This window comes from Trichocoleus sp. DQ-A3, assembly GCF_039961975.1.
GTDB lineage: Bacteria > Cyanobacteriota > Cyanobacteriia > Cyanobacteriales > FACHB-T130 > FACHB-T130.
This window is the reverse complement of sequence record NZ_JAMPKC010000043.1, coordinates 19299-33375: the sequence shown is the minus strand read 5'-3', so window position 1 is coordinate 33375 and position 14077 is coordinate 19299. Positions and strand designations below refer to the sequence as shown.

Sequence of the window (14077 nt, the reverse complement as noted above, 5' to 3'; positions counted from 1 at the left end):
TCTCGATGACCGCATTGAATCCGGTTGTTTAGCAAACGCGGCAAAAACAACTTTAAGGCTAGAACCTTTGCTGAGCGAATGTTTCGACCTCTCTTTTCTGTAGAATTCAAGACGTTTAAATCGTTAAAACCTTTGATGAGTAAAGCTTTCACCCAGAAAAATCTCACGATTACAACTCTCATCAGCTAAAAATCGTTGCATCTGGGCTGACTCTTATTAAGTGCATCTCGCAAAGGAAGCGTCGCGTATCCGATACGGGTGAACTTAGGCTGATAGAAGTTAACTGACAAAAAGAACCGTGCCGGACTCTGCAAAACGTAACCTTGTAAGACTTCAAAACTCGATTACTATTAGTGCGCGGTGCTATCAGGGCTAAATAATCTCGTTTGTTGTCCGGTCGGGCTTGCTTAATCAGCGGTCTGGATTCTCATAGCAACTCCACCTAAAACAGTATTTGGTTGGATGAATCCAGTACCAGTGAAACGCTTATGAATCCGTTAGCCGCTGGTGGTAACTCCACCGAAAAGAGTCCAATTAGGCGGAGTTTAGCTTAGCTCATTCTGGCATACTGAATTAAGTAATTCAGTATTTGAGTATGACGGTTATCTCTTTCATTAATGAGAAGGGGGGCAGCACGAAATCCACGTCTGCCCTTCATTTTGCTTACTGGCTAGCTACTAAAAAAAAGAAAAATGTACAGGTTGTTGATGGCGACCCCCAGCGATCGCTTTCCAGATGGCTCAGTTCTATGGAAAGCACAATCCCGGTAACTGCCCTAACCACTCCCGACGACTTACTTGACCAAATTCCAGTCTTCGCTGAATCGGTAGATTTTTTGGTCGTTGATGGGGCAGGAAGTTTAGCCGAGTCAACCAGAGCGATTCTGTTTCGTACCGACCTGGCTGTTATTCCATGTCAACCAAGCAAATTGGATCTGGATGCCGCAGCTGATACTGTCCGGTTAATCAAACAGGCTCAGTCAGTTCGGGGTGGTTTACCAAGGGCAGCAATCTTCCTGAGCCGTGCCCAGAAGAATACCAAGTTAAAAACTGAAGCGATCGCGGTACTTCAAAAGATTCCTGACCTAACAGCCCTGAAAACAATTGTTCACCAGCGGCAATCTACGGCAGATGCATTTGGGCAGGCAGCAACCGTTTGGGATTTACCTGGAAGTGGAGCTGCTGATGCGGCGGCAGAATTTGAGCAATTATTCAAAGAAATTCTGAGGCTTGTGTAATGGCTAAAAAACGTAAGCCCCTAAATAATGACGACGATCTCGCCAAGCAGTTCGTTTACGGGCAACCAACCACTCCACAGCCCGAACCGAAGAAAGATAACCCAATGCCCCCAGTTGAAGCCCCGCCAAAAGAAAGGATGATTCGCGTTACCTCCGATCTGACCGAATCGATGTATCGCAAGCTGTCAATTTTGGCGGCAAGAACCGGGAGGAAAAAAGTCGATATCATCCGAGAGCTTTTGGATGCTGCATTACAGGATGTAGAAGATTAAGCTACTGCAATACTGAATTACTGAATCAAGTGCCAATTGGCACTTGAGAGAATGCGATCGCACCCACACGAAAGCATCCTTTTCTCTAGCACTAAAATTTTCAATAATCCTGCTCCTCCTTCTTTTATTCAAAGTATCGGGGTGCAGTTTGCAAGCACTCTCGTTCTTGATTCTGGCGACGATGCTCTCACATCAATCGATAATATGTTTGCAGCACAAGGGATTGGGTGACATGGCTATTGGGATGCTACCCTAATTTTGCATTGCCTATCGGCATGGTTGACGAGTTTCTCTCGTTAGTGGCGTTGCACTGGGAGCCAGTCAATTTCAATAGGGATACGCTCTACATCAATCGCTTGAAGCCAAGTATGAGTTTAATTCATCTATTCCGGGGTTCTGAGTTACGCTCTCTACGACAGATGCGAGTTTTATCTGAGTGAATATGACCAAAAAACGTCCACAGAAGAAGAAGACAGCCCTTACCGATAAATCAAATATTCTTGCGGTTCAGCCGTCTCCTCAAAAAGTAGCGCCAGAGAATGTACAACCCAGTACTGCATCTATTGAAAACCCTATTGATGATGCCGCATCAACCCCTGTGCCAGTAGAACCTCAAACGGTTGACTCCTGGGAGCCTTCCCTTGACACCTCATTAGTTCCTGTAACTTTCGACTCTCCCCCAACAGAGGAGCCAGTTCCGGAACCAAGCGATTCCTCTGCCTCTTCTCCTAATGCGCCGCGCGCTTTCTTCCAGGCGGTAGGCATTCTCACGGTTGAGGTCACTTTTGAAGCGGAAAAAACTTTTGTGAGTGTCGGGGGCAAAACCTATCCACTCTATTATTCCAGCTCCCACAAGCAGGCTTACATAGCGCTCAAAAAAGAGATTGAGACAACTGGCATCTCTCAGCAGAAGTTAATCGTCTATCCCCGAATTACTCATTATCCTGGCGGGAAACAACCATACTCTCTCACGTTTCAACTGGTTGGTTTTGTGAAGCATGGAACGGCTGAATCCAATACTGGGGTTTCTAGTGACCTGCAAGATTTGGAGTTTAAAATCTGCGGTTTATGGCAATTCATTCCCGTTTGCCGAATCCCGTGCATTTCCGTGTTTAAGAACTTTAATCAGGAACGCCTTGAGTTCATTAAATCGGCAGAGGTGGACAAAAAAGTGAATTTCATGAAGGCTTCTCACCTTCCTGTGTTCTGGAAAGATGCCCTTGTGCCTCCATTCCGTTTCAACCCCAAGTTAAACAAAGAAACTCAGGGTAAAGCGTTCTTTGTTCAGATTAAGGCTCGGTTTAACAGTGAGCGGAATACTTTTGAATTCATTTCCCTTTTAGCAATCCCTAGCGCTGAACCTCCTAAATACTTAAAAGCGGGTAAGAAGGATAAGTTTGAGGTTGCCAAGACAAGACTGGAGGCTTCAAAAGCTCGTCAGCGAGATGATGCACGTTCCCATAATGATGCTGCTCACTCTCCCCGTAAGACTCCTTCTGCCCCAAAGCCAAAACCAAAGCCAAAAGTGGTCTCTCAGCCGTAATTAGTGTTTTGTGTAACCATCTCATCTGACCCACTTCAGTGCTGGTTGTCAGGTGGTCTACTCAACCCAATGGAGTTTTTAATTGCACTGCTCTCCAGCCGCGTAGATATCAGTAGGGAGCCGCAGCCGTTAATTCTCTGTTTTTCAAAATAACTAGTACCGTCCTTACTTTCCCGTCTCTATTAGGAAGCGCTGCTCAACGAAAAATCAACTTGAGAAAACGCGATCGCACAATTCGAGATTAATGAAGACCCACCTCAATTAAGTTCCAATTGAAACTTAAAGCGGCGATCACTTGTATCAAATCTATACGTTAAATTTTTAAATTTTACTAAGGCGCTGATTTGATACCCGTATATAGCTTGAAGAGGAGTCTACAAAAATAGACTCCTCTCAAATGTAGAATAAGAGTGCTTACCCGACTGTTAATTGTGGCAAAATTGCGTAGTTACAACATCTAAATATTAAACATTGCTTGTAACACTACTAACTGATTGCTTCTTTTGGCAGCGTTTCAGAAACGAAGCTGCACCTAAAGTACCAAACGCCAGTAAACCTAGCACTGAATTTGGTTCAGTTACGCTTTCGGTTTCGGCTATTAACACGCGAAATCGTGTATCGAGATTGTCTTGTAGATTACCGTTAGTGATTGCAACACCACCTGGATACAAATCTCCTAAATCAGAGGCAATGCTCAAACCCCAGCGAACCGTATCATCTTCTACAATCGCTGTGTAAGTATTACCCGCTGTTAAAGCAATAGAAGAAAAATCCACATCAGCATATCCCTGAAATCCATTAACAAGATCGTCAAAAACTCCGCTTCCTAAGAAAACACCACTTGTTCCCTTGTATAGGCTCACGGTTATAGAAAAATCATTTGGTGCAGCAGTTGGATTAAAATCTCGAATATAAAAGCCTATGGATTTAATGGAATTATCTTCTGCTGTAAACGTTTGACCAATCGGCGAAAAAAACAGTATTTGATAGGCACCATCAGTTTTATCTTGAATGATAGAAGCGGCTGAAGCTTGTCGCACTTCCCCTAGCATTCCTAGAGCCATAAATACTGCTCCAGCAGTAGCCAATACTAAACTTTTCATACCTTTGAATACCTCTATGTATTTTAAAAAAACAGGTTTTGCAGACTGTATCAGTCTATCCACACAGGCACAGGCAGTAGTAGTAAAAACAACCGTTTGAGAGACTGAGTAAAATTACGAGAATTATGCCTTTTTTGTCAGTTACGTGCAGTCAGAATTAATCAGTTCCTTTAAGATAGGCTAATTGATTTTTTGGAGAATATATCAGATAAGTCCTACTGGTATTATCATATTTATTATGAGTTGCTGCGTAGCATACTCTTCCAACCTCCAGTTCTGGTCCGCTCCATTGCGGCTCTGGAGAATAATACCCCCCTGAAGCTGCCACATTCATTGAGTCACAATCTTCTGGGAATTTCCGAACTACGAATTTTTTCTCCTTGATAAACTGCTCAATATTTGATGAGTTCACATTGAAGCGGCAGTAGTAGGAATAACCGTCAGAGGCATCGTTTGGGTTATTGTTTACACATTGGAGGTTAGACGCTTTTCCAACAAGACTCGGATGTTGAAGGTAAAACCCAGAATAAGTTGGAAAGGCACTACCCGAACCTAATAGACGTGGAACAGCGAATATAAGGAGTGCAATATAACCATAGAAACAAAGGGGAAAAGCAATGACGCAAGCAGTAAGTAATCGAAGTGATAATTTTTTCATTACAACTCCTAATTTAGAATTTTAGAGAACAGGAAGGCTAGCGAATAGAACTGATTGCAGAGGGATTCTGCCCCTACGGCAAAATTCCAGTCATGCCATTGATGATGACTGCTTCAAATGTGGTGCTAGTTACGAATCAAATCAAGTCGAATTCAATTGGAACTCCTCTTTGTGAGAAGGCAGTGAGCGCACCCGTGAATTTTTTGCGGGGAGATTGCTACTTAAGAGTTAGTTCTCAAGCACCTGATTGTATTTCGTCCTCAGTCAGTCCTTCTTTGGGGAATTTGTTTAATCCGTCATTATTCGTTACAAACAGGATTTCACTTTCTGCTCTGTGAGGAGTCCACTTTACCGCTGATGAATTATGTCTGATTCAAGGTCTGGGGTGATTTTAGCCGCTTATACCTCTTCAAATCCCCAAGGAGTTGGTAATAGATCGCGCACGCAAACTTTTTCTGCAATCTTGCAGTAGAGAAACTTTGCGCGAGTGACACAAAGAAAGTCTTGATGTCATTTAATTTGGCACTGTGCATCAATTTAACCAAAACACCCTCTTAGCTGAGTCACTTGTCCCAATAAAAGACTTCTCTAAATGGGACAATGGGGTACTTTTCGGACACTGGAAAGAGCATCCTGGTCGCTAAATTTTTAGGGGTTTAGATGGGACAGTTAAAGCTGTATCGGGTTGCCATTTATTGTCGCGTTTCCACGGATGAGCAAAGTTGCGAGCGCCGCGAAAGAGACTTGGTTAGTTACGTACAACTATCGGGTTTGGAAATTGTGGCAGTTTATAAGGAGACAGCGTCAGAGGCGCTAGACCTCTTTTGCGCCAGATACTACCCCCCGCCGTTCGTTATAGCGCCTTGTTAGGCTCATGACCCGACAATGAAGGTGGACAGATTTCCATCTTTTGAATTAAGCCATGCTCAATGGTATAACGATGACCAACGTGCTCATCGGCAAGCACAGCTCCGGCAAGATCGTGCACGACCTGATGCACCTCCACCAAAACCTGCCCAGCATCCTCCGGGCAAAAGGCAACCGGCTCGACGTGTGGATTAATTTCGCTCCACTGCTCCGTCCAGTAAGCGCGGACTTCTTCAGTCCCACGAATAAAACCGCCTTTGAACGCTTTCGGCCAAGCCACGTCGGGAGTCATGAGGGCGAGGGCGGCATCAATATCTCGCGCGTTGAAGGCAGCATACGCCGCGCGTATCAGTTCAATTTCTGGTGCAGATTTATCTGACATAATAGGTGTGGTGAAGTATATGCGGCAGGGCTTTATAGCCCACGAAAAATCAAGCTTTCGCCCCAGTTTGACACAAGAGGGTTAGACTGCCATCTGTAAGCGATCGCTAACCCCAGTACTTTAACAACGCATCTTCCCCGCTCCAATTGACACAACTCAATCTCCCCCTTCAACTTCTGCCAAAGCCTCAGCCAGTAGAATTCGCAGCACTTCAGATTTCTTTCTGCCAGTGCGATTGGCAAGATTGGTAAGACGGCGGTGCATTTCTGGCGAGAGGTCTAGGCTGACTCTAATGGGTCGCTCTTTGGGTGACTCCTCCTTTTGTAATTTTTCCAGCAGCCCTCCAGGTTCTGGAACGGGTGGGGAAGAAGACGGTTTTTCATCTGCTGATTCAGGCTCTAGTTCGCCAAAGATAAATTTGTCAGCAGCTGCATTCAAAGTCTTTCGGGGTTTCTTGGGAGTCATTTGAGTAACTTCAGAATTTCCTTGAACAAAGATTCAAATTCCTTGGCTGATTCTTCTCCCCCTCTGACCTCCCAGATCGAGGTCTCCTGGGAGAAACAGTCAGAAATTGCCTGTTTTTGGTGAATCACTGTTTTGAGCAGCGTGACGTTAGGAACTTGGCCCAGAACATCTAATGCCTCTTTCTTCAGCCGAGTTCCCTTGAATGCACGATTGAGAAAAATGACGGGTTTAGGCAGACCCCCAGAAATTTTTTGAGCGGATTTAATTAAGCGAAGTACATCGCTAGCTGAGTGCAGGTCTAAGCCGGTAGGTTGAATGGGCGTAGCGCAGATATCGGATAAGCACAAAATCGCTCTGGTGCCTTCACTGGTATTGGGCGCACCGTCAATGACCAAAAAATCTGTCTGTTCTGATAAATCTGGGATTTGCTCAATTAAGTCGTTGGCATCTGAAAGCTTAACTGTGGGAATGGGGAGTTGCATTGAAGAAAGCCACAGCGAACCGCTGCCTTGTGGATCGGCATCCAAAAAGCTGACGGTTTTCTTTTTTCGGTGTAACCAGACAGCGAAGCTGACGCTGGCTGTGGTTTTTCCACAGCCCCCTTTTTGATTGCAGAAGGCAATAACAGACATAGGCCTAGCTACTTAATTCAGTTACTCAACTCAATTACTCAACTCAAAAGCTTAAAGTAACTACTTGCTTGACCCGTAAATTCAGTATGCCAGAATAAGGGGTTTAGACTCCACCGAAAAGGACTCTTTTCGGTGGAGTCAGTGCCAGCGACTAACAGATTTATTAGGGTTTCGCGGTTGCTGCGTTCACCCAACCCCATACTGGTTTAGGTGGAGGGTGTTATTTGACGGATGCTCTTTCCTGCCGCCTCTCCCGCATCAAGCTCCAGTAACGGCAATCAGTATTTATCTATTCCCTAAGCTGCCGTTCCGCTTATCAACAGATTTTGCAGACTTCCGGTTGGCGTCTTTATGTTTGAATCGAAAATTCCTCTGGATCAACTCCCAATTTACCCAACGAATGGCCTCACGAGCTGAATTAACTTCCTGTGGTACGCGCAAGCTATGAACCGACCCAGTGCTAGGGCAAGTCATTTTTAATAAATGAATTGGTTCTATATCGATATTGTTATCTATTGTTAATAAAGTATATTCTTGCCAAATATCTAATTCAGTTGCCTGTAACTCTTGGCAAAGCCTATCATAGCCAATCTCTTGAATTAATACTCGACGAAGTTCTGCATTCTGCTCCTCTAAAAGCCATTGAGATTGCTATCTTTTAGGGTGTAATTCCCCATATTTTGCAGGTAAGGTTACGCCGTGATATGAGTATAATCTATAGCCATCTGCAAATTGAAGGGCGGGTTTGCCAAGGGCATGGAAGAGATTTTCACTGTCAAAAGAAAGTTTGATGGGGCGCTCGCACACAAAACAAACTTTCTCATAAGGAAATATCCAGCCGCAGTATTCTAGAAGTTGGTTGAGGCAGTACAACGCTTGCTGAGTCTTGTTGGTAACGACGTAACTAAATTTAGAGACACAATATTCCATCAGGCTAATGGCTTCAACTAAGTCTTCAGGAGTAAGGTAGTTATATTGATATAAAACGTCACCACCTAACTGGGACTCCTGTTGCTCCTTAATTTCCTGCCCTAGTCGAAAATACATTGCGTCTTGCAGAGCTTCCCACAGCACTGGGCTAAATCTTTCCTTTGTCGTTTGGCACAGTTGTTCTTGTAATGGTACTTCCCAGTATTTATGTTTAGCTTGATATTTAGCTAGAGATGTTAAACCTGCTTTGGGGCTACTGCAAAAAACGATCTCAGGTTCGGCTTGATATATAAATGCGTAAGCTTCTTTTATGGCGCAAAGGGCTTGTTGATAATCAATAGAAGTTGTTGAGAGAGTACGCCATTCTTTATAGATAGATCGCACCGGGGTTAGGTCACTAATTTCATTTAAGTCTAGTCTCAGTTCAGTCAAGTTGGTGAGGGAGTATAGCGGCGTAAAATCATTAATAAGGTTGACTTGAAGATTCAGGTCAGTCAGGTTGGTTAGATTTGATAGTGGCTTTAGGTCACTAATAAGGTTGCTGCCGAGACACAATCCAGTCAGATTGGTGAGAAAGGATAGCGGCGAAATATCATTAATTTGGTTGTTGCTGAGACCCAGGGTGGTCAGGTTGGTAAGAGAGGATAGGGGCGAAATATCATTGATTTGGTTGCAGTCGAGGCTCAGGTCAGTTAGGTTGAGGAGAGGAGATAGTGGCTTTAGGTCACTAATTAGGTTTTCGTAGAGGTTTAGGTAAGTCAGTTTGGTGAGCGAGGATAGCGGCTTTAGGTCACTAATTTTGCAGTTGAGAGTCAGGCTAGTCAGGTTGGTGAGAGAGGATAGCGGCTTTAGGTCACTAATTTCGTTGAGACGGAGATCCAATTCAGTGCAACTTAAAAGTATTTCATTGGCTTCATCGTAGTCATCAGTGCCAGCATGCTTTAACAGCACTTCAACTGTATGCTTTTCCTCGTCTGAGAGGCTGTCTCTGTGCCGACACCAATCGGCAAATGCAGTGAAATTTCTGGTCGGATTTGGCTTGTGTGTGGACATAAGACAGTAATTTCCCAGTTATTTCAGTTATGCATCCAAAGCGCGTTCTGTTCTCCAAACCGCTTAGCCATTTAATATACTTTTTTTAGTTAACCCAGCCGATTCTAAATGGCGAGAGTAAGTGTGAATATTCAATCTTCGCTCAACCGATGATGCACTTTTGCTTTGTAGTCGAGAAATACCACTGATGTGCGACTTGATGACTACGATCGCTACTTTGGACTCCAACATACTGGCACAGGCTGAATAGGTTCGGGAATAGATTTACTATTTAGTTGCATTTCTTTCAAATCAAATCAATGTCTTACAATTCATTTATTAACTGTCTTATGACGCATAGATAAAAAGACGAGTTATGAGACACGGTAACACCTGATTTGAGGCGCGTTGTATCAACCTCAGAAATGTGTCTCGTAAACGGTCAATTCTGGAACGTACCAGTCCCACCGTGATTCATTCTTTCATTCAGCAACGCCAAAATCTGCTTGTTAGGGATCATTGTAGGTGGGATGATGACCTCAAAATAGCTGCACGCTTCCCCAATGACTAATCCTCCTAATACCATTGCTCTGACGGCTGATAGTGAAAGGCTGGATTTGAAAACCAAACTTGCTTATGGAGTTGGAGAACTCGGAAAAGAGATTCCGGGCAATATCTTGGTATTCTTCCTACTATTTTTTCTCACAAATGTAGCTGGGTTAAATCCTAGTTTGGCTGGAAGTGTCTTACTCGTTACCAAAGTCTGGGATGCCATCAACGACCCTCTGATTGGTTGGTTAAGCGATCGCACTCGTTCCCCTTTAGGGAGGCGCTACCCTTGGATGTTGTGGGGAGCTATTCCCTTAGGAATTTGCTTCTTCTGGCTTTGGTTTATTCCACCCACTACGAATCAGTGGCTACTGTTTGCGTACTACAGCGGGATGGCTCTGCTATTGGACACCGCTGTGACAATGGTGGCTCTTCCTCACGGGACTCTCGCTGCCGAACTAACTCAAGGCTATGACGAACGCACCAGTTTAATTAGCTTTAAAGCTGTCTTTAGCATTAGCGCTAGTCTCCTCTCCCTAAGTTTGGCTCAGGCGATTTTTGCCAAGATTGCTGACCCTTCCAAAAAGTATCTAATTCTAGGTGCTGTCTGTGGGGGAATAATTATCTGTTCCGTTTACCTCTGTGTTTGGGGTACCTATGGACGTTACAAGAGAGTCCAAACCGAACGTAATCAGGCAGCTCAAGAGCCATCTTTACCCCTATGGCAACAAATTCAGATTGCTTTCACCAATTTTCCATTTTTATGCGTTATCGGTATCTATTTGTGTTCCTGGTTAGGTCTACAGCTAACAGCGGCAATGTTACCGTACTTTGTAATTAACTGGATGGGGCTGCCAGACCGACATTTTACCCAAACAGCACTAGTTGTCCAAGGCACAGCCCTCAGCATGACATTTTTCTGGAGTGCAGTCGCTCAACGAGTCGGGAAACGAGCGATTTACTGCATGGGGATTCCCTTTACGATTTGTGCGTTGATTGGATTCTATTTTCTACAACCGAGCCAAGTGGGATTGCTGTATGTCTTGGCGATCATCGTAGGGCTTGGTCTGTCTACCGCTTACTTAGTACCTTGGTCGATGCTTCCAGATGTTGTAGATCTCGATGAACTCAACACCGGACATCGCCGAGAGGGAATTTACTATGGCTTTGTTGTGCATCTGCAAAAAATCGGTGTGGCGATCGCACTTTTCCTGGTCGGTAAGACCTTAGACTGGTCTGGATTCATCTCTAGCACTGCCGGACAGCCGCTTCCTACTCAACCTGATTCAGCCCTATGGGCAATCCGCCTGCTACTCGGTCCCGTGCCAGCGTTAGTGTTAATTGGGGGTTTGGTTTGGGCATACTTCTATCCAATTAGTCGCCAAAGGCATAGGGAAATCCTGCTCGCACTCCTAGAACGCAGGAATGCGTAGAGCAAATACAGCGTCGCTCCTCTTGTACAGTGACTTTTTAATTGTCGTGGAGACATATTAGTGTCCTTAAAGCAGCAAAGCTAGACTTAGCTGCTTTTGGGCTTGGAGCCAGGGCACGTAATCGTTTGGAGCAGAGGATAGGTCGCTCGCGCAAACTTTGTGTGCAATCTTGCACTAGAGCGACTTTGCACGAGCGACACAAATTTGGCTCGATGTCATTTAATTGGGCACTGTACATTTGTCGTAGCGAGCGCTCCACCCATCCCGATCAGCACCCAACATCAGAATGTGATCTTTTCCGACTTTTAATCTGACTTTTTCAAACCGACAAGCAGAGAGCTAGCTCTTATTCTGAATATATGAGCGATGAAGCCGCGAGTTGAGAAGACAAAGCAAACTGACCTGCTGACGATTCACAACTTCCTCAACCCAGGCCAGATTCATACTCAGCTTTACTCAGGCTGCCCTTAGAAGCAATCAACCCAAAGCCCCTGCTTGACCTAATGCTTTCGAGGCAACCTGACCAGTTTAAATCAGCCAAACCGTTTGCTCAGACTTGTAGCAAGGCTACAGGTGGCTTTGGGCTGGGCGAGGAGCAGACGTTCAACGCTCATACACACATACACAAAAAAGGAAAACAAAACAATGGCAGTTATAGGAACCCCAACCAATGGAAGTGACTTTCTTTTTGGTGATAGCTTAGATAACTTCATCAATGCTTTAGACGGCGATGATCTTGTCTTCGGTCAAGGAGGCGCTGACTTACTCATCGGTGGCAATGGCAAGGACGAGTTGCGAGGTGACGATGGCAATGACTCCCTCTTCGGTGGCGCGGATAATGACAAACTTGTAGGTGGCAAGGGACAAGACTTCCTCTTCGGTGGTGAAGGTAATGATGTTCTGACCGGCTACTCGTTTCTTGGTGTAGATGAAAAAGACGTTCTGAGTGGCGGCGGCGGAGCCGACACATTTGTGCTCGGAGATACGATTGGCTCTCACTACCTCGAATCCGGTTTTGCCACAATTACCGACTTCAAATCCAGTGAAGGTGACAAAATTCGGATTAACGGCAGTATCTTTGATAGCAGTTACACGCTGACAAAGACCCAAAATTTCTCTGGTGGTTCCGCACTGGATACGCTCATCCACAAAAATGGTAATCTCATTGCGGTTGTGCAAGACACGACCAATGTGTTTGCTTCCTTTGACTTAGTTTCTGCGTAGGTGACAGGTTGTTTAACTTTCACTCAGGCAAAAGAGATAGAGTCCTGTAGGATAGCTCTTTTGCCTGTCCAATCAACTAGTAGAACATGGCACAAGTAATCTTAAGGATAACCTCGATACCATCAGCGAGCTGATGAAAGCAGGTGACTATATCCTGCAAGTGTGCCAAAGCATCGGCAAACTCCGGAGATTATTCAGCAAACCCAGTGAAAGTTTCTCATCGAAAATAAACATCTCTTTCACACAAAAAAACGCTCGTAAATTGAATTAGCCAAATTCGAGCCGCCTTGAATCACCAGGGATTACAAGGTGAGATTGCGGAAACACAGCCTCTTGATGTTTGGCGCTCAGTCTCTGATGAATTGATTCAAAGAGAGACAATCATTTCCCATACCGCTATTGAGTTGAATCGGAAAAGATAATCATGAAATACGTCCTGAAAAAAATCTCGCAAAATAAGCAAACTTACTCCAATTTGCCCTTATTTCAATATATGCGCGACTCCAGTTTTACTGAAGAAGAGAGGCTTGGTTTCTACCCTTGCATGGCGCACTTTATTTTGAGCTTTGGGGACATCAATAAGTACATGCTACGAGAGGAACCAACAAGCAATACATACCAACACCAAGTAAATATGCATACCTATGAGGACGATCATCATTGGCCTTGGTATCTTGAAGATTTTACTAAGCTCGGTTTCGATCATCTGTGTAGCCCCACATCATGGATGCGTTTTCTCTGGAGCGACGAAACACGCCAAAATCGCATCCTGACTTACCGACTTGCTGTTCTCATTTCCGGGGCAAATGCAGTAGAACGTATTGCCATTATTGAGGCGATTGAGGAGACGGGAAATGTGCTCTTCAGTACGATGCTTAATTTAGCGAAGACAATTGAAACCCGACGCGGGATCGAGCTGCGTTACTGTGGAGAATTTCACTTCAGTTTAGAGTCCGGTCATTCGGTCGGCAGCGATCACAGCGAAATTGCTAAAATTCTTTTGGATGAGTCAACCCAAGCACGTTGCCTCTCTCTCGTTGATGAAGTTTTCGCATTATTTGAATCCTGGACACACGAACTTCTTGACTATGCGAAAAGACATTCGTTTGTTCGTCTACCTTCAGCAATCAAACTCAACAACCATCAATTTACATAGTGGATACATTGGTTGAGTTGTTTGCAAGTAATACTTTAGCTCAAGCTATGCAGAAATCTAACTAGAATCAACCCTTACAGAATCTGCTTTTAGTGTCCCCTTTTTTACCCCAGTTGTAGAGACGTTGCATGCAACGTCTCTACAAGGCTTTAGCCTCGTAGCATACAGTCAGCTTGCTTTTGTAGTTTTTAATACGATACAGCAATGATAGAAAAAATGGAGCAGAACCGCATAAGTTTTCTTCCTAACATCGACATCTTTCAAAGCATGCTACTTGAGATGATTCAGAAGGAGTGATGTTAGTATCTCCAAATTTACAACCTATATATCTGAATCCAAAAGCTAGAGAAATCTGTCAACAGTTGTGGAATGGTAATAATCACTCAGATAGTTTACCCCCAATTATTTATGATATCTATCGTCAGTTAATCAGGAACTTCAGTTTTGAAGATAGAATGTTTGTAGTAGATTGCCAGGTTACCGGAGAGCAGACGATTCGTATTCGTACCTGCCACTTTACTTCTTGCAGTTGACGACGAACTTAATGTGACTTCTGGTAATCGTCCGTGGCTGTCATGATGGGTATTACACTTT

The 14077-nt window shown here is 44.4% G+C and carries 13 protein-coding genes and 1 pseudogene; 8 read left to right on the top strand and 6 right to left on the bottom strand.

Going from position 1 to position 14077, the window contains the following annotated elements:
- Positions 1–595 precede the first annotated feature (595 nt).
- From NDI44_RS27560 to NDI44_RS27545, 4 genes are all read left to right on the top strand, one after another.
- On the top strand, positions 596–1237 hold the full coding sequence (locus NDI44_RS27560) for an AAA family ATPase (protein WP_190416191.1): 642 nt from the start codon (positions 596–598) through the stop codon (positions 1235–1237).
- Positions 1237–1509: a CopG family transcriptional regulator gene (locus tag NDI44_RS27555; protein WP_190416190.1), complete on the top strand. Its 273-nt coding sequence runs from the start codon at positions 1237–1239 to the stop codon at positions 1507–1509. Before NDI44_RS27560 ends, NDI44_RS27555 begins: the two co-directional genes overlap by 1 nt.
- A gap of 227 nt (positions 1510–1736) precedes the next feature.
- A complete protein-coding gene (locus NDI44_RS27550) occupies positions 1737–1949 on the top strand; it encodes a hypothetical protein (RefSeq protein ID WP_190416189.1) in 213 nt (70 codons plus the stop codon).
- A gap of 2 nt (positions 1950–1951) precedes the next feature.
- Positions 1952–3052 (top strand): hypothetical protein, encoded by a 1101-nt coding sequence (locus NDI44_RS27545; protein WP_190416188.1) that lies wholly within the window; start codon positions 1952–1954, stop codon positions 3050–3052.
- A 464-nt stretch (positions 3053–3516) separates the two neighbouring features.
- Here the strand turns inward: NDI44_RS27545 and NDI44_RS27540 are convergent, their stop codons facing one another.
- Positions 3517–4155, bottom strand: coding sequence for a hypothetical protein (locus NDI44_RS27540; protein WP_199305062.1), 639 nt, complete (start codon positions 4153–4155; stop codon positions 3517–3519).
- 157 nt (positions 4156–4312) lie between these two features.
- Positions 4313–4813 (bottom strand): hypothetical protein, encoded by a 501-nt coding sequence (locus tag NDI44_RS27535; RefSeq protein ID WP_190416187.1) that lies wholly within the window; start codon positions 4811–4813, stop codon positions 4313–4315.
- Positions 4814–5473: 660 nt separating this feature from the next.
- Between NDI44_RS27535 and NDI44_RS27530 the strand changes: the two genes are divergently transcribed.
- Positions 5474–5683 (top strand): recombinase family protein, encoded by a 210-nt coding sequence (locus NDI44_RS27530; RefSeq protein WP_190416186.1) that lies wholly within the window; start codon positions 5474–5476, stop codon positions 5681–5683.
- Here NDI44_RS27530 and NDI44_RS27525 read toward each other — a convergent pair.
- The 4 genes and pseudogenes from NDI44_RS27525 to NDI44_RS27510 form a co-directional block, all read right to left on the bottom strand.
- Entirely contained in the window at positions 5667–6062 is a 396-nt protein-coding gene (locus NDI44_RS27525) for a nuclear transport factor 2 family protein (RefSeq protein WP_190416185.1), read from the bottom strand. The genes NDI44_RS27530 and NDI44_RS27525 overlap by 17 nt on opposite strands.
- Positions 6063–6218: 156 nt before the next feature.
- Positions 6219–6527: a ribbon-helix-helix domain-containing protein gene (locus tag NDI44_RS27520; RefSeq protein WP_190416184.1), complete on the bottom strand. Its 309-nt coding sequence runs from the start codon at positions 6525–6527 to the stop codon at positions 6219–6221.
- Positions 6524–7159: an AAA family ATPase gene (locus NDI44_RS27515; RefSeq protein ID WP_190416183.1), complete on the bottom strand. Its 636-nt coding sequence runs from the start codon at positions 7157–7159 to the stop codon at positions 6524–6526. Before NDI44_RS27515 ends, NDI44_RS27520 begins: the two co-directional genes overlap by 4 nt.
- A gap of 285 nt (positions 7160–7444) precedes the next feature.
- Positions 7445–9142: pseudogene (locus tag NDI44_RS27510) on the bottom strand (leucine-rich repeat domain-containing protein).
- Between the two features lie 542 nt (positions 9143–9684).
- Here NDI44_RS27510 and NDI44_RS27505 point away from each other — a divergent pair.
- From NDI44_RS27505 to NDI44_RS27495, 3 genes are all read left to right on the top strand, one after another.
- Positions 9685–11103, top strand: a complete 1419-nt coding sequence (locus tag NDI44_RS27505) for an MFS transporter (RefSeq protein ID WP_190416182.1) — start codon at positions 9685–9687, stop codon at positions 11101–11103.
- A 645-nt stretch (positions 11104–11748) separates the two neighbouring features.
- On the top strand, positions 11749–12327 hold the full coding sequence (locus NDI44_RS27500) for a calcium-binding protein (protein ID WP_190416181.1): 579 nt from the start codon (positions 11749–11751) through the stop codon (positions 12325–12327).
- 424 nt (positions 12328–12751) lie between these two features.
- Entirely contained in the window at positions 12752–13483 is a 732-nt protein-coding gene (locus NDI44_RS27495; RefSeq protein ID WP_190416180.1) for a hypothetical protein, read from the top strand.
- Positions 13484–14077: the final 594 nt, after the last annotated feature.

Coding starts and splice junctions, on each gene's coding strand:
- NDI44_RS27520 (WP_190416184.1), bottom strand. CDS start 6,527: ATGACTCCCAAGAAACCCCGAAAGACTTTGAATGCAGCTGCTGACAAA.
- NDI44_RS27500 (WP_190416181.1), top strand. CDS start 11,749: ATGGCAGTTATAGGAACCCCAACCAATGGAAGTGACTTTCTTTTTGGT.
- NDI44_RS27545 (WP_190416188.1), top strand. CDS start 1,952: ATGACCAAAAAACGTCCACAGAAGAAGAAGACAGCCCTTACCGATAAA.
- NDI44_RS27505 (WP_190416182.1), top strand. CDS start 9,685: ATGACTAATCCTCCTAATACCATTGCTCTGACGGCTGATAGTGAAAGG.
- NDI44_RS27530 (WP_190416186.1), top strand. CDS start 5,474: ATGGGACAGTTAAAGCTGTATCGGGTTGCCATTTATTGTCGCGTTTCC.
- NDI44_RS27535 (WP_190416187.1), bottom strand. CDS start 4,813: ATGAAAAAATTATCACTTCGATTACTTACTGCTTGCGTCATTGCTTTT.
- NDI44_RS27495 (WP_190416180.1), top strand. CDS start 12,752: ATGAAATACGTCCTGAAAAAAATCTCGCAAAATAAGCAAACTTACTCC.
- NDI44_RS27560 (WP_190416191.1), top strand. CDS start 596: ATGACGGTTATCTCTTTCATTAATGAGAAGGGGGGCAGCACGAAATCC.
- NDI44_RS27525 (WP_190416185.1), bottom strand. CDS start 6,062: ATGTCAGATAAATCTGCACCAGAAATTGAACTGATACGCGCGGCGTAT.
- NDI44_RS27540 (WP_199305062.1), bottom strand. CDS start 4,155: ATGAAAAGTTTAGTATTGGCTACTGCTGGAGCAGTATTTATGGCTCTA.
- NDI44_RS27555 (WP_190416190.1), top strand. CDS start 1,237: ATGGCTAAAAAACGTAAGCCCCTAAATAATGACGACGATCTCGCCAAG.
- NDI44_RS27515 (WP_190416183.1), bottom strand. CDS start 7,159: ATGTCTGTTATTGCCTTCTGCAATCAAAAAGGGGGCTGTGGAAAAACC.